The organism is Rhodococcus sp. P4_F3_2 (assembly GCF_056401335.1).
This window is the reverse complement of the sequence record NZ_JBFUJN010000040.1, coordinates 1-14416: the sequence shown is the minus strand read 5'-3', so window position 1 is coordinate 14416 and position 14416 is coordinate 1. Positions and strand designations below refer to the sequence as shown.

Genomic DNA, 14416 nt, shown 5'->3' with positions numbered 1-14416 from the left:
GGGCTGTTGTTCAGGACACATCCGTCGGATAGCCTCAAACTCTGTGTGATTTTCGTTGACGGCTCAACAACTGGAGCAGACAGTCAACGTGGTCACACGCCGAGCCAGGAGGCGACATGAGCAGACCACGGAACCGTCAGCTCCGACCGGTCCCCGACGAGGAACCGCGGATGATGTTCCGGACGATTCACGGCTACCGACGCGCATTTCGGATAGCCGGCGAGGGTCCGGCAGTACTGCTCCTGCACGGAATCGGCGACAACTCGTCGACGTGGACCGAGATCATTCCCCACCTCGCCAAGAAGTACACGGTCATCGCACCTGACCTGTTGGGTCACGGCCGCTCCGACAAGCCGCGCGCCGATTATTCGGTAGCCGCGTACGCCAACGGCATGCGTGATCTCCTGTCGACACTCGGCATCGAGCACGTCACCGTCATCGGGCATTCGCTCGGCGGCGGCGTCGCGATGCAGTTCTCCTACCAATTCCCACACATGGTGGATCGCCTCGTGCTGGTCTCGGCCGGTGGCGTCACCAAGGACGTCCACCCGCTGCTGCGCCTGATGTCCGTTCCGGTGGTCAACGAGGTCGTCAAACTGCTCCGGATACCTGGCGCGATGCCGCTCGTCCGGATGGCCGGAAACCTTGCCGGTGTCGTCCACGGTTCGAATCTGCGCCCCGGCACCATGCTGCACGACACGCCAGACCTGATTCGAGTGCTCGCTGATCTCCCCGACCCCACTGCCTACGAGGCTTACCTTCGTACGCTGCGGGCAGTCGTGGACTGGCGCGGGCAGGTCGTCACGATGCTCGACCGCTGTTATCTGACCGAGAATCTGCCGGTTCAACTGATCTGGGGCGACGACGACTCCGTCATTCCCGTCTCCCACGCTCACCTCGCGCACGCAGCGATGCCGAACTCACGTCTCGAAATCTTCCGCGGCTCGGGCCACTTCCCGTTCCGCGACGATCCGATGCGTTTCCTGCAGATCGTTGAAGATTTTCTTTCCAGCACCGCACCACTCGTCTTCGACGAGGCCCGCTGGCGTCACATGCTGATCTCCGGCGTCGGCGAGAACACCATCACGGGAACGTCGTCCACCCGCATGGCAGTGCTCGACGCCATGGGCTCGGACGAGCGAAGCGCAACCTGATCCGCGGTTGCGGCTAGCCTGTACGAGTGCTGCTGACGGAACTTCTCCCCGACAACGCGGATCCTGATTCCGTTTTCGACGCCTTCTCTTCGTGGACCCTCGAACGAGGTTTGACGCTCTATCCTGCCCAGGAAGAGGCCGTCATGGAGTTGGTCTCGGGTGCAAACGTGATCCTTGCGACGCCGACCGGGTCCGGTAAATCGATGGTAGCGATCGGCGCGCATTTCTATGCGATGTCGCTCGGCAAGCGCACCTATTACACAGCGCCGATCAAGGCCTTGGTGAGTGAGAAGTTCTTTGCGCTGTGTGAGGTCTTCGGTGCCGAGAACGTCGGCATGATGACCGGCGACGCCGCCGTGAACTCGTCGGCGCCGATCATTTGTGCGACGGCAGAGATCGTCGCGAATCTCGCACTGCGAGAGGGCCCGAACTCCGATATCGGCCAAGTCGTGATGGACGAGTTCCATTTCTACTCCGAACCCGATCGAGGTTGGGCGTGGCAGGTTCCGCTCATCGAGTTGCCGCACGCGCAGTTCCTCTTGATGTCGGCAACTCTCGGTGAGGTCGACTTCTTCTCCGAGGATCTGACGCGTCGCACCGGGAAGCCGACCACCGTCGTCTCCGGCACGGAACGCCCTGTGCCTTTGATGTTCTCGTACGCGACCACGCCGGTCGGCGAAACCATCGAAGATCTGGTGACCACCAACCAGTCCCCTGTCTACATCGTGCATTTCACGCAGGCGGCCGCGCTCGAGCGCGCCCAGGCACTGACGAGCGTCAACTTCTGTTCCAAGGCCGAGAAGGAAGCGATCGCCGAAGCGCTGGGCGGTTTCCGCTTCACCACGGGGTTCGGAAAGACACTCTCGCGCCTGGTCCGGCACGGCATCGGCGTTCACCATGCTGGCATGTTGCCCAAGTACCGACGGCTCATCGAAGTTCTCGCGCAGGACGGGCTTCTCAAGGTGATCTGCGGTACCGACACTCTGGGCGTCGGAATCAACGTCCCGATCCGCACAGTGCTGCTGACCGGTCTCGCCAAGTACGACGGCGTCCGCACACGGCATCTGAAGGCCCGCGAGTTCCATCAGATCGCCGGCCGCGCGGGTCGTGCAGGCTACGACACGATGGGCACCGTTGTCGTCCAGGCACCGGAACACGAAGTGGAGAATCTGCGGGCAGTCGCCAAGGCCGGCGACGATCCGAAGAAGATCAAGAAGATTCAACGCAAGAAGGCTCCCGAGGGGTTTGTGTCCTGGAGCGAAGCGACGTTCGACCGCTTGGTCGCGGCATCGCCCGAACCGTTGGTGTCGCGATTCTCGGTCAGCAACTCGATGCTGCTCAATGTCATTGCCCGCCCGGGCAACTGCTTCGACGCGATGCGGCATCTGTTGGAGGACAACCACGAATCGCGTCCGGCGCAACGCAAGCACATCCTCAAAGCGATCTCGCTGTATCGCGGATTGCTCAGCGCCGGCATCGTGGAACGCCTCGACGAACCCGACGAGTACGGCCGCATGGCTCGGTTGACGATGGACCTGCAACGCGACTTCGCCTTGAACCAGCCACTCTCACCGTTCGCCTTGGCGGCATTCGAACTTCTCGACGTCGAATCCGACAGTTACGCACTCGATGTCGTCTCGATCATCGAGTCGACGCTCGACGATCCGCGTCAGGTTCTGATGGCGCAGCAGCACTTCGCACGCGGCGAAGCGGTGGCGCAGATGAAGGCGGACGGCATCGAGTACGAGGAGCGCATGGAGCTTCTCGAAGAGGTCACCTGGCCGAAACCGTTGTCGGACTTGCTGTTCCCGGCTTTCGAAATGTACCGGGGTGGCCACCCGTGGATCACCGAGTTCGCCCTCTCCCCCAAGTCCGTGGTGCGCGACATGATCGAACGCGCCATGACGTTTGCCGAATTGATCAGCCATTACGGACTTACCCGGTCCGAGGGCCTCGTCCTGCGCTACCTCGCCGACGCCTACCGCGCGCTGAGGCAAACCGTCCCGACCGAAGCGCGCACCGAGGAACTCGAAGACATCATCGAGTGGTTGGGCGAGCTGATCCGTCAGGTCGACTCGAGCCTGCTCGACGAGTGGGAGTCACTCACCGACCCCGGAGCCGAGGCAGACACGGAAGAGGTTGCGTTCGGCGCCGACATTCCCCGTCCCATCTCGGCGAACCCGCGCGCATTCCGCGTCATGGTGCGCAATGCGATGTTCCGACGCATCGATCTCGCGTCGCGTCGACAGTGGAACGAGCTGGAAAACCTCGAGGACGGTATCGAGGCCGCCGAGTGGGAAGAGCAACTACTGCCGTACTTCGAGGAGTACGCAACCATCGGAACCGGGCCGTCGGCGCGCGGTCCGGCGCTCTTCCAGGTCACTGAGGACGGAGAGTTCTGGCGGGTGCGGCAGGTGCTCGAGGATCCGGAGGGCGATCACGGATGGGCGCTGCTTGCCGTCGTCGACATCCCGGAATCGGATGCCGCGGGTGAAATCGTGTTCGACGAGCTGAGCGTCGTAGAAGGCTAGCGCCTGTGCGCCTTTCTGGTAGTCATCGCTACCGGAAAGGCGCACAGGGGGCGTCAGCCCCTTCGAGCCTTCCGCGGCTGGTTACGACGCGCAGCGCGCTTTTCCTTGATGCGAACGTTTTCGGCCCGCACGTCGGCCTGAACAGCGCGTTCCTTTTCGAGCCAATCAGGCTTCTCTTCGAGGAGTGCGGCGATCTGATCCGTGGTGAGTGCTTCTTCGACGCCGCCGCGGGCCAGGCCGGCGATCGATACACCCAGCTTGGCGGCGATGACCGGGCGAGGGTGCGGTCCGGTGCGTCGCAGCTCCAGCAGCCACTCCGGCGGATCGGTCTGCAGAGCGGTCAGCTCGTCACGAGTCACGTCGCCTTCCTGGAACTGCGCAGGTGTTGCTTCCAGGTACACACCCAGCTTCTTGGCAGCCGTCGTCGGCTTCATCGTCTGGGGAGTTTTGTTCGACGTCATGCAACAAGAGTAACCAGCCGATACGGGTGCTTTTACCAAGGCGGTAGCCTTGCCTGGTGACAGACGCGGATAGTCAGGCAATTTTTCGACTCGCGTACGCCCCGGGGGTGACGCCCACCAAGTGGGTCCGGGTGTGGCACGAGCGGCTCCCCGAGGTGCGTCTGGAACTTGTTCAGTTCCCGGTACTCGAACTCGAAGCTGCACTTCGCGCAGGTGAAGCAGATGCAGGTTTGGTTCGCCTGCCGATCGACCGGACCGGCATCAGCGCCATCTCGCTGTATGCGGAAACCCCGGTGGTGGTGGTACCGAAAGATCACGTGTTCACTACTGTCGATCAGATTTCCGTCGACGATCTGGCCGACGAGATAGTGCTCGATCCTCTCGACGACAGACTCGACTGGCCGACCCGTCCCGGAAAGACCGCCGCCGAGCGACCCGCGACCATCGCCGACGCCATCGAGTTGGTGGCCGCCGGCGTCGGAGTTGTCGTGGTTCCCCATTCGCTGGCGCGGTTCCACCATCGCAAGGACCTGACCTTCCGTCCGGTGGACGGTGCGCCCGAGGCTCCTGTGGCTTTGGCATGGATGGAGTCCAAGACCACAGATCTGGTCGAGGAACTTATCGGCATCGTGCGGGGCCGAACGGCGCAGAGTTCCCGCGGCCGAAACGGTGAGCCGGCGGAGAAGATCAAGGGCTCCGTCAAGGCCAAGATCGCGGCCCGCGAGCGTCGCGCAGAAGCTGCCAAGAACGGGCAGAAAGCTAAGGGCGCCGGCACCGCAAAGAACATATCCGGACGCAACGCCGGTTCCGGTAAGGCCAAGGCGGGCGGCAAATCAGGCAGCGGCAAGTCCGGTGGGACCAAGAGTTCGGGTGGCCGGTTCTCCGGAAAGCAGAAGGGCCGCTAGGGCTTTCACACAACCCCCTCGACCGCGAGGACGATGACGCACCCCTCGAGGTCGGGTCATCTGGCATGCTCTATCCTCGATTCACTGTGATCTCGCAGATGAATTCGGGGGGATTCGTTCATGGGTGTGGATACTTTTTCAGCTGATCCAGCCGAATTGGCAAGTGCTGCGGAGGGGCTGACGGCATCTGCCGAGGAACTCGGTGGATTCTCGGCTTCGGAGGCCGCTACCGCCGCATCGGCCGGAGCCGCCGGGTCGGCGTTCGCTGCAGCCATAGCCGACAACGTCGTCACCGTCGACGAACTCGGCCGCGCGATCGGTGCGGGGATCACTGCTACCCGCACGAAACTGGAAAACTCCGCACGAGTGTTCGCCCGGGTCGACATCGCCAACGGCGCACGGATCGAGGATTCGGGAGACGTGCGATGACACTGTCGATCTCGCAGATCCGATCCTGGAATCTGGACGCCCTCGACAACTATGCCGGCTCCCTGGGCCGCGGACATGACGTATTCGACAGCAACGTCGACATCGCGCACCGCATCATGGACACCGCAACCAGCGATTGGAGCGGCAGCGCGGCGACCGCAGCATGGGATTCGGCAACCCAGCAGCATGCCTTCGGGCGAGACGCCGTCGCGATAGTCGGAGACGCCGGGCGCTGTGTCGCAGCGCAATCGGCAAACCTCCGGTACACCCGCGAAACACTGGTCAGCCGCGTCGACGACGCGAGCGCCGACGGTTTCACCGTCTCTGACGACGGCTCCGTCACCGCGACGCCCGCAACTCTGGCGAGCACAGATCCGCGCGGGGTAGAAGCCCGCCTCGAATATCACTCGTGGCGCATCGGCACGGCACTCACGGACGTCGACGAGACTGACGCGAGCGCCGCCAGAATCCTCACGGAGATCACCGCCGCAGGCACCTCGCTCATCGACCGCAAGGCCGATTTCGGGATCCCCGATGCAGCGTCGACCACCCCTTCACATCACGTTCGGTTCGATGGTCAGGGAGCCCACGACTCCGACATTCTCGCGCAGTCCCCGGGCGAAACACCCGAGAGCGAGGCGGCCAAGCAACGGTTGATCGCCGCGACGACTTTCACTCCGGAACAACAAGCGCAACTCGCTGCCGGCGGGCCCGTGGTCGTCGACCCGGAACAACTCGCCTACCTACGTGAGTTCTACGCCGATACCAACCTCGACGAGCTGAAGAATATCGGTGCAGGAGCCGAAGGATTCCGCACGGTCAACTTCCCCGATGCGAATGTCCCCGCCGACGCGCGAATCCCCAGCGCCCTCGCCTCGGGCATGTTCACCGTCTCCAATCCCAACGTCACCGACGGCAACGGCAACGCGGGCAGCCTCGACAACCTTCCGCCAGACGTCCGCAGAATCTTCAGCGACCCCGCGTACAGCTCGCAACTCCAACCCGGTGGGTACTCCACCACCGTGAACGTCAACCATTTCGACGATTCGAATGCACTCACGGACATACTTCGAAATGCAGACCCGGCGACACAATCCGGCAGCGCTTTGAGTTCTGCACTGCTCGATCGCAGCGCAGATCTCGCCCCTCTCCAATCGCAAACTTCATCGAGCGCCCCGATGCGATTGGTCTTCGACGACGACGGCCAGCCCGTCAGCAACGATGAGCTCGACTCCAGCCTCACCAAAGCCCTCGACGTTGCCACTCGGGACATACCTTCGAACGCCGACTTCCTCACCACCCCTGCTCATCAGGACGACGTGGTGAATCTGTTCACCCGCGAATGGAACGATGACGGACGAGCCGTCAGCGGCCTCACCGATTGGATCGGACCCGACGCCACCAACTCCAACCCAGCTGTTGCCGAACGGGCCGGCGCCTCTGCCCTTGCGCTCGCCCACAATCTCGCCGACAACAAAGGTGCCTACCTCGACATCGCCGGCCTGGACAACAGATCCATCGGAGAAATGAATCCCGCGTTGACACAATCCATTGGTTCCGCGGTGACCCCGTACATCGGGAATCTCGTCGGATTGGAACCCGATCAAACCGGTACCCTCGGTTTCGAAAATCTCGATGCCTACGACGACAGATTCGCCAATGCAAAATCGGTGATCGCGATCATCGACAGCGACCCCCACGCAGCCGCAAGTTTCAATGCGAACATGCTCGGAGCCGCGGGCCAACTCCAAGGGACCTTCGTCGAAACCAGCATGAGCGGAGACATCGCCGCGGGTTCTTCGCAATATGCAATATATGCGGGACGCGTCCAGGCACTGATGGACGGCGCTCTGGAGGAAGAAGCCTTCAACCGAACCGGTGACGCTGCGGCGGCGCAACAGGACATCATCAGCAGACGTGGGAAAACATACGACGAACTCGGTTGGCTGATTTCCGGCGGTGCCGCCATGATCCCAGGCTTCGGACCACCGACCAGCGTTGCAGTCARCATGCTGGGAGTCGAACTCAAAGATCACGTCCTGGGCTCCCCGGTCGAAGTTCCTCCGGCACAACTCAACTTCACAGACCAGAGTTCGGCTTCGACGACCCTTCTCGATTACCGATTGGTTCAGGCACTCAACAACGCCTACGGAAGAGAAGACTTCGAGCAACTGAACGGTTTTCGAGTCAATGGCGATCCGAGCGAATCCCTCAGACCAGTCGATCTGGAGACCCTGGGTCTAAACGGCAAATTCGACAGCACGCTGCAGGACTATTTGACGTTTCGGGGATTCAATCGCGATACGTTCATGACCAACATGAGAGACGGACTCGACGATGTCGGATAGATTTCCTGCGTTTACAAGGCGAAACCACCGCGCCGCAACCGCTCTTGCACTGGCATTCAGCATGGGATCATGTATCGCGGGTTGCGCGGCACCCAACTCAACCGAAAACGTCAGCGCCACAACCACGCCCGCCGCGTCAAACGTCTATGTACTACCGAGCTACATGACCGACTATCACAACCAATGGCTCGCAGACCCCGGCATCGACCTCTTCAGCGAAGAGGCCACCATAATCCGAGCATTCATAGAATCCGACTACATCGTTGACAGTGGTGGCGATCGCAGCGACGCCTACCACGGGTTCTCGAGAATCACTGCGAACACTCGTGGAACGGTCTCGAGCGATCGCCGCTACGGAGAACCCGCAGACACACCACCACGCGTCTACCGAGGTACCAGCATCAACCGGATCTTGAGTATTCAAACAATTCCCGCCGGATACCCTGGCGATTCGACCGTCGTCGCTTACGCCTGCTCCGACGCCTACGATACCGATTACGACGGCCGCGAACCGGATTCGTCGCGACTCCCGAGCAGTAGTTACGAGATCTGGATGCACAACACCGCTTCTACGGCTACCCCCTACCCTCGATTCGAAGGGCCCCGCAATGCACCGGAAGGGGACGTCTTCGGCGGCTGGATCGTCGACAAATTCACCAGCTCCACCAGCGACCGTGTGCAACAGGAGACTTGCTCTGACTGGTTCAAATCGCGTCACGACGGGAATCGACTCCGGATGAGCACCGACTTCGCCCCACCCCTCGTCCTCCCCAACTACCCCGGCTGGCCAGAAGATGCGGCCCGGTAGGGGCCAGGGCAACGGTGCCGCGCCCAAATCTGACCAAGTCAGGACCTCAGCGGCGCTGCCGGACGCATGATGGAGTGATGACGGTCGAAAATTCACACGCCTTGGACGAACTGGTAGCGGCACTCCCCGAGGGAGCCGTCCTGCTGGATCCGGATGTGACCGCGGGCTACCGCCAGGACTGGGCCGCCGACCCGACCGCCGGCCATCCCGCTGCCGTGGTTCGCGCAACGTGCACCGAAGACATCCAAACAGTGATGCGCTGGGCAACCGCCAACCGCGTGCCGGTGGTTCCCAGAGGTGCCGGCTCGGGCCTTTCCGGTGGATCCAGCGCCGTCGACGGTTGCATAGTGGTCAGCACCGAGCGAATGCGACAGATCACGATCGACCCGGTCGCCCGTGTGGCGGTTACTCAGCCCGGCTTGATGAATGCGGAGGTCAAGAAAGCCGCTGCAGAGCACGGACTCTGGTACCCACCTGACCCGTCGTCCTTCGAGATCTGTTCCATCGGCGGCAATGCAGCCACCAACGCCGGCGGACTCTGCTGCGTCAAATACGGAGTTACCACCGACTACGTTCTCGGACTCCGGGTCGTACTGGCAGACGGGACAGCTGTCAGCCTCGGAGGTCCACTTCTCAAGGACGTCGCCGGACTCTCCCTCACCAAACTGTTCGTGGGCAGCGAGGGCACTCTCGGCATCATCACGGAAATCACGTTGCGTTTGATTCCCGCGCAGCCGCCCGCATCAACCGTCGTCGCGTCGTTCGACTCGGTACAAGAAGCTGCGGACGCGGTCTTGGCGATCACCAGCAACATGCGTCCGGCGATGCTCGAGTTCATGGATCATGCCAGCATCAATGCCGTCGAGGATTCGGTACGCATGGGTCTGAACCGCAAGGCTCACGCACTGCTGCTCGCGCAGTCCGACGCACCCGGCGCGGCCGGCGTGCTGGAAATCGAGACGATTGTTCAGGCGTGCGAAAACAACGGAGCCACCGAAGTATTCGCCACCGATGACCAGGCCGAAGGTGACGCTTTTGCGGCGGCACGGCGGGCAGTGTTCCCGGCAGTGCTCGCGATGGGAAGTCTGCTTCTCGAAGACGTGGGCGTTCCCATGCGCGCACTCCCCCAGCTGGTAACCGGGGTCGAAGCCATCGCCGACGACCTCGACGTCCTGATCTGCACGGTGGCGCACGCCGGAGACGGAAACACACACCCTCTCATCGTCTTCGACCCCGCAGACCCGGACATGTCCGAACGCGCACAGATCGCATTCGGACGGGTGATGGATCTCGCCATCGCGCTCGGCGGCACGATCACCGGCGAACACGGGGTCGGTCGACTCAAGCGCGACTGGCTGCCGTCACAGTTGGGTGAAGACGTCATGGCCCTCAATCGCAAGGTCAAGGATGCGCTCGACCCGCTGGGAATTCTCAATCCCGGAGCCGTCATTGCCGTGAAAGAAGGCTCTCTCGACTAGCTTTCACGTCGACGTCGAACGAGTTACGTCATCGAGGAACCGTCGGGCTGACCGAACGGACCAGCTCGGCCAGCTGACGGAATCCTTCTGCTCGGCCACTCGACGAGCGGAACACGACGCCGATCGTGCGACCTGGAGCCGGGGAAGCGAAATGCGCCGTCGACAAGTCCCCGCGTCGAACCTCCACTGCAACAGCCGATTCCGGGACCAAAGTCACCCCGAGTCCCCCGGCCACACATTGCACGACTGTCGCGAGAGAGGTAGCCCGCGTGTCGCCGGCAAGCGGATGGGCGTCTACCGAACGGCACAGATCCAACGTCTGGTCGCGCAGGCAGTGGCCGTCGTCGAGCAAGAGCAACGGCAGCGCGTCGAGCACGTCCGCCGTGAGATCGACACGTCCGGCCAAGGAATGATCGTTCGGCACGACCATCACAAAATCCTCTTCGTACACAGGAACTTCCACCAGGCCAGGTGTTCCGGCAGGAAGCGCCAACACCGCGACGTCGAGCGCTCCCGATCGCAGGGCATCAAGCAAGCGCGCCGTTTGATCCTCGACTATTTGCGGCGCCAACGACGGTAGCTTCTCGCGCAGCTCCGGCAACAACCCCGGAAGAATGTACGGCGCAACGGTCGGGATCAACCCGATGCGTAGCGGTCCGGTCAGAGAGTCGCCGGAGCCGGCCGCGCTCGCGACGAAACCGTCGGCAGCCTCGAGGATTTGCTTCGCCTGACCGAGCAAGCGCTGTCCGTCCGCGGTCACGAGCACGCGCCGCGTACTACGTTCGATCAGTTTGACCCCTAGTCCCGCCTCGAGAGCCGCCAGCGCCTGCGACAGTGTGGGTTGGCTCACACCGGAACGTGCTGCGGCAGTACCGAAGTGCCGGTACTCGGCCACCGACACAAAGGCACGCAGCTGTGACAAGGAAGGTTGATAAGTCTGATCAGACATGCCTATCAGTGTAGTGCCACCCATCACCTTTACCTTTTGAACGGTTTGATGCAGAATGGACTCATACCAAAAAGCGCCGGTCACAACCTCGACACTCCAGTCGAAACCGTCCGACCCGCTGACGGTGACAAACCCTCTCGATCCAGCACGTTCGGCCGTCACAGTCCGAACAGCCGGATCGTGTGCGCAAGAAATTCCTGTTCACGAGACACGTAGGAGAATGAGACACATGGCTCTGCTCACAATCGGCGACCAGTTCCCCGCTTACAACCTCACGGCTGTCATCGGCGGCGACCTGTCCAAGGTCGATGCCCAGCAGCCCGATGACTACTTCACCACCGTCACCAGTGACGACTACGCAGGCAAGTGGCGCATCGTCTTCTTCTGGCCCAAGGACTTCACCTTCGTGTGCCCCACCGAGATTGCTGCATTCGGCAAGCTCAACGAAGAGTTCGCAGACCGTGACGCTCAGGTTCTCGGCGCTTCCGTCGACAACGAGTTCGTGCACTTCCAGTGGCGTGCACAGCACGAAGAGCTCAAGACCCTCCCCTTCCCGATGCTCTCGGACCTCAAGCGCGAGCTTGCCGAGGCCACCGGCGTCCTCAACGCCGACGGCGTTGCAGACCGCGCGACGTTCATCGTCGACCCCAACAACGAGATCCAGTTCGTCTCCGTCACAGCCGGTTCCGTCGGCCGTAACGTCGACGAGGTTCTCCGCGTCCTCGACGCTCTCCAGAGCGACGAGCTGTGCGCATGCAACTGGAAGAAGGGCGACCCGACCATCAACGCCGGCGAGCTCCTGACTGCGAGCGTCTGAGTATGAGCGTCGAGAACCTCAAGAACTCGCTTCCCGAGTACGCGAAGGACCTCAAGCTCAACCTGAGTTCCATTGCGCGCACGACGGTCCTGAACGAGCAGCAGTTGTGGGGAACGCTCCTCGCAACGGCCGCAGCCACCAAGTCTGCGTCCACGCTCAAGGAGATTGCTTCCGAGGCTGCCGACAACCTGTCGGCAGAGGCATACAACGCCGCTCTCGGCGCAGCGTCGATCATGGGCATGAACAACGTCTTCTACCGCACCAAGGGCTACCTCGACGGTAAGTACGACGACCTTCGTGCCGGCCTGCGGATGAACATCATCGGCAACCCGGGCGTCGACAAGGCCGACTTCGAATTGTGGTCGCTTGCAGTGTCCGCGATCAACGGCTGCAACCACTGCCTCGAAGCTCACGAGAACACCCTCCGCCAGGAAGGTGTCGACCGCGAGGTCATCTTCGAAGCGATCCGCGCCGGTTCCATCGTCGCGGGCGTCGCACAGGCTGTCGAAGCCAACGAGATCCTCTCTGCCGCACAGGTCTGATCACCCGGACCTGAGTGCAGTTCGACGAGCCCTCCCCACCGTGAAGGTGGGGAGGGCTTTTCGCGCGCTAGGGTGGACCGATGGGTATCGAGGTGAGTGTGGTCCGGGTCTTCACGGACGAGAACGGCAAGCACGGGAATCCGTTGGGAATCGTCGACGCGTCCACGGTTGCAGAATCGGATCGACAAGCCGTCGCGAAGGAACTCGACTACAGCGAGACCATCTTCATCGACGTTCCGGATGACGGCGCCTCGCGTGCGCGGGTCCAGATCTTCACTCCGGCAGCAGAACTCCCCTTCGCCGGACACCCGACCGTCGGTGCCACGTGGTGGCTGGGCGAACAGGGCCGTCGCGTGAGCGCCCTCGACGTTCCTGCCGGCAGTGTCGACGTCCGCCAATCCGGCGCTTTGACGTGGGTACGCGCGCGTGCCGAATGGGCACCGGAATTCGCGATCTATCCGATGGACACGGTCGACGACGTCATCGACGCAGATCCGTCCGACTACGAGGCGGATCATTCGTATCTGTGGGCATGGCAGGACAAGCTCGAAGCTGCCATCCGCGCACGCATGTTCGCACCGGTGATGGGAATCGCCGAGGACGAGGCGACCGGATCTGCAGCGCTGCGCATCACGGACCGATTGAGGAAATCACTGCTCATCACCCAGGGACGCGGATCGGTGCTTCACACCACCTTCTCTCCGGAAGGGTGGCTCGAAGTCGGCGGCCGCGTCGTCGCCGAGCCGTCACGAACCTTGTGAGTACCCGGCGGGATTGCGTCCGGCCTCGAGGTCACGTGCGCTGAGTGACACCGAGATCTCGTCACCGAGCGCAACTCCCGGCGCGAGGGGCAACTGATCTCCACTCCAGAACTTGCCCGGATCGAACCAGTTGATACGACGATTACCGACAAGCAGACCCATCGCCTCATAGGTCTTGGCAACCACTTCGGCGCAATAGGCGCTCTCGACGGCCACTGCGGACACGTCGGACTTCTTGCGCAGCTTCGGGATTCGGCCTCCGAACCAGCGTGAGGCAAGCTTCGCCGTCGACGGGAACGGCGTACCGTCCAGCCGTGCGATCGTCTTGAGCAGAGCGTCTTCCTGCTCCCGGGTGACTTCGTGGTCGAGCTGGCGCAACCATCCACGCTGCCCGTACTTGGCGCCCCAGACCTGAACCGCCGATCGCAGATCGTGCAGTTGGACACCACGCTGGAAGCGTCCGGTCCACATGTCCTGCAGCGAGTGACCGAGTTCCGCATGCCACATCAGCGGCGGAAGGTCGTCGATCACGACCGACATTCCGACGTGGTTGACCGGGCTGTTGGTCAGCGTCTGGATGGCCCGGTCCGCCGTCGACTCTCCGCGGAAGATCCAGATGTCGCCCGTGCGGGTCGCCGCGGCGGCCTCCTCGAGACTCACCTGCGAAAGCAATCGTCGGTCCATGCCTCTAGCGTAGAGGGATGAAACTCCCTACTCCTCTGCGCGCCTCGCACGTTTGGAAACTGGTCGGCCTCGCCGGTGCAATGGGCGTTGCCGCCACCGGGGTTCTCGTTGCGCGCGGCGAACGCCAGCGTCGGGCCTACTCTCCGGACGAAATTCGCTCGGTACTGCACGAGCGGTACACCCAGGCCTACGCCAAGCAGTCGGAACAAGAGGTTCTGGAACTCGAACCTGCACCCAACGCTGTGCGGCGCCGAATCGAGAAACTCTTCCGGCGCCGCAACTGAACTCATCCGAGAGTTGCGAGGATCCCTGCTGCCATCTCCGCGACCTGATCGTCGGTCATGACGAACGTCGGCGAAATCTGCATCGCACCCTGACCCGCCGCGCGACCCGAAATACCGTGCTCACGCAACGTCTTCACGAACGGCAAAGCCTCCGCCGGATCAGCCAACTGCACCGCAGCGACCGCACCGAGTCCACTACGAACCTCCGCCACCCGCGGATGCTCCGCCAACGGCTGCAGATGCGTATGCAACGACGCCTCCAGAC

Annotated in this window: 15 protein-coding genes; 11 read left to right on the top strand and 4 right to left on the bottom strand. The window is 62.4% G+C overall.

Going from position 1 to position 14416, the window contains the following annotated elements:
• Window positions 1–116: 116 nt before the first annotated feature.
• Together AC1DWA_RS28720 and AC1DWA_RS28715 are read left to right on the top strand one after the other, a co-directional pair.
• Window positions 117–1154, top strand: a complete 1038-nt coding sequence (locus tag AC1DWA_RS28720; protein WP_019748230.1) for an alpha/beta fold hydrolase — start codon at window positions 117–119, stop codon at window positions 1152–1154.
• Between the two features lie 26 nt (window positions 1155–1180).
• Window positions 1181–3685: a DEAD/DEAH box helicase gene (locus AC1DWA_RS28715; RefSeq protein ID WP_020907550.1), complete on the top strand. Its 2505-nt coding sequence runs from the start codon at window positions 1181–1183 to the stop codon at window positions 3683–3685.
• Between the two features lie 53 nt (window positions 3686–3738).
• On the opposite strand, the gene AC1DWA_RS28710 is transcribed toward AC1DWA_RS28715, so the two are convergent.
• Window positions 3739–4146, bottom strand: coding sequence for a DUF5997 family protein (locus tag AC1DWA_RS28710; protein WP_019748228.1), 408 nt, complete (start codon window positions 4144–4146; stop codon window positions 3739–3741).
• A gap of 56 nt (window positions 4147–4202) precedes the next feature.
• Here AC1DWA_RS28710 and AC1DWA_RS28705 point away from each other — a divergent pair, with 56 nt between their 5' ends.
• The 5 genes from AC1DWA_RS28705 to AC1DWA_RS28685 all read left to right on the top strand — a co-directional run bounded on the left by AC1DWA_RS28705 (window position 4203) and on the right by AC1DWA_RS28685 (window position 10114).
• The gene (locus AC1DWA_RS28705) at window positions 4203–5051 is read left to right on the top strand and encodes a LysR substrate-binding domain-containing protein (protein WP_003942255.1); all 849 of its coding nucleotides are present in this window, start codon (window positions 4203–4205) and stop codon (window positions 5049–5051) included.
• A gap of 120 nt (window positions 5052–5171) precedes the next feature.
• Window positions 5172–5480: a type VII secretion target gene (locus tag AC1DWA_RS28700; protein ID WP_021334291.1), complete on the top strand. Its 309-nt coding sequence runs from the start codon at window positions 5172–5174 to the stop codon at window positions 5478–5480.
• A complete protein-coding gene (locus tag AC1DWA_RS28695) occupies window positions 5477–7828 on the top strand; it encodes a TPR repeat domain-containing protein (protein WP_477917367.1) in 2352 nt (783 codons plus the stop codon). The genes AC1DWA_RS28700 and AC1DWA_RS28695 overlap by 4 nt, the downstream gene beginning before the upstream one ends.
• A 163-nt stretch (window positions 7829–7991) precedes the next feature.
• Window positions 7992–8636, top strand: a complete 645-nt coding sequence (locus AC1DWA_RS28690) for a hypothetical protein (RefSeq protein WP_477847764.1) — start codon at window positions 7992–7994, stop codon at window positions 8634–8636.
• 77 nt (window positions 8637–8713) lie between these two features.
• Complete coding sequence (locus tag AC1DWA_RS28685) at window positions 8714–10114, top strand: FAD-binding oxidoreductase (protein ID WP_070385142.1); 1401 nt, start codon at window positions 8714–8716, stop codon at window positions 10112–10114.
• 28 nt (window positions 10115–10142) lie between these two features.
• On the opposite strand, the gene AC1DWA_RS28680 is transcribed toward AC1DWA_RS28685, so the two are convergent.
• A complete protein-coding gene (locus AC1DWA_RS28680) occupies window positions 10143–11063 on the bottom strand; it encodes a hydrogen peroxide-inducible genes activator (RefSeq protein WP_020907545.1) in 921 nt (306 codons plus the stop codon).
• Between the two features lie 229 nt (window positions 11064–11292).
• On the opposite strand from AC1DWA_RS28680, the gene AC1DWA_RS28675 reads away from it, so the two are divergent.
• The 3 genes from AC1DWA_RS28675 (at window position 11293) to AC1DWA_RS28665 (ending at window position 13183) form a co-directional block, all read left to right on the top strand.
• A complete protein-coding gene (locus AC1DWA_RS28675; RefSeq protein ID WP_003942119.1) occupies window positions 11293–11880 on the top strand; it encodes a peroxiredoxin in 588 nt (195 codons plus the stop codon).
• Between the two features lie 2 nt (window positions 11881–11882).
• Window positions 11883–12422 (top strand): alkylhydroperoxidase, AhpD family, encoded by a 540-nt coding sequence (gene ahpD / locus AC1DWA_RS28670; protein ID WP_003942122.1) that lies wholly within the window; start codon window positions 11883–11885, stop codon window positions 12420–12422.
• A gap of 80 nt (window positions 12423–12502) precedes the next feature.
• On the top strand, window positions 12503–13183 hold the full coding sequence (locus AC1DWA_RS28665; RefSeq protein ID WP_003942237.1) for a PhzF family phenazine biosynthesis protein: 681 nt from the start codon (window positions 12503–12505) through the stop codon (window positions 13181–13183).
• Here the strand turns inward: AC1DWA_RS28665 and AC1DWA_RS28660 are convergent.
• Entirely contained in the window at window positions 13169–13867 is a 699-nt protein-coding gene (locus tag AC1DWA_RS28660; RefSeq protein WP_019748222.1) for a hypothetical protein, read from the bottom strand. The two genes, AC1DWA_RS28665 and AC1DWA_RS28660, sit on opposite strands and share 15 nt — an antisense overlap.
• Before the next feature lie 17 nt (window positions 13868–13884).
• On the opposite strand from AC1DWA_RS28660, the gene AC1DWA_RS28655 reads away from it, so the two are divergent.
• Entirely contained in the window at window positions 13885–14151 is a 267-nt protein-coding gene (locus tag AC1DWA_RS28655; RefSeq protein ID WP_007732799.1) for a hypothetical protein, read from the top strand.
• A gap of 2 nt (window positions 14152–14153) precedes the next feature.
• Here the strand turns inward: AC1DWA_RS28655 and AC1DWA_RS28650 are convergent.
• Window positions 14154–14416: aminotransferase class III-fold pyridoxal phosphate-dependent enzyme (locus tag AC1DWA_RS28650; RefSeq protein ID WP_477917365.1), on the bottom strand; the 263-nt coding region annotated here is incomplete at its 5' end.

Excerpts from the sequence above, each read along its gene's own strand:
- AC1DWA_RS28720 (WP_019748230.1), top strand. The coding sequence starts at position 117 with ATGAGCAGACCACGGAACCGTCAGCTCCGACCGGTCCCCGACGAGGAA.
- AC1DWA_RS28685 (WP_070385142.1), top strand. The coding sequence starts at position 8,714 with ATGACGGTCGAAAATTCACACGCCTTGGACGAACTGGTAGCGGCACTC.
- AC1DWA_RS28700 (WP_021334291.1), top strand. The coding sequence starts at position 5,172 with ATGGGTGTGGATACTTTTTCAGCTGATCCAGCCGAATTGGCAAGTGCT.
- AC1DWA_RS28675 (WP_003942119.1), top strand. The coding sequence starts at position 11,293 with ATGGCTCTGCTCACAATCGGCGACCAGTTCCCCGCTTACAACCTCACG.
- AC1DWA_RS28655 (WP_007732799.1), top strand. The coding sequence starts at position 13,885 with ATGAAACTCCCTACTCCTCTGCGCGCCTCGCACGTTTGGAAACTGGTC.
- ahpD (WP_003942122.1), top strand. The coding sequence starts at position 11,883 with ATGAGCGTCGAGAACCTCAAGAACTCGCTTCCCGAGTACGCGAAGGAC.
- AC1DWA_RS28665 (WP_003942237.1), top strand. The coding sequence starts at position 12,503 with ATGGGTATCGAGGTGAGTGTGGTCCGGGTCTTCACGGACGAGAACGGC.
- AC1DWA_RS28690 (WP_477847764.1), top strand. The coding sequence starts at position 7,992 with ATGACCGACTATCACAACCAATGGCTCGCAGACCCCGGCATCGACCTC.
- AC1DWA_RS28660 (WP_019748222.1), bottom strand. The coding sequence starts at position 13,867 with ATGGACCGACGATTGCTTTCGCAGGTGAGTCTCGAGGAGGCCGCCGCG.
- AC1DWA_RS28710 (WP_019748228.1), bottom strand. The coding sequence starts at position 4,146 with ATGACGTCGAACAAAACTCCCCAGACGATGAAGCCGACGACGGCTGCC.
- AC1DWA_RS28680 (WP_020907545.1), bottom strand. The coding sequence starts at position 11,063 with ATGTCTGATCAGACTTATCAACCTTCCTTGTCACAGCTGCGTGCCTTT.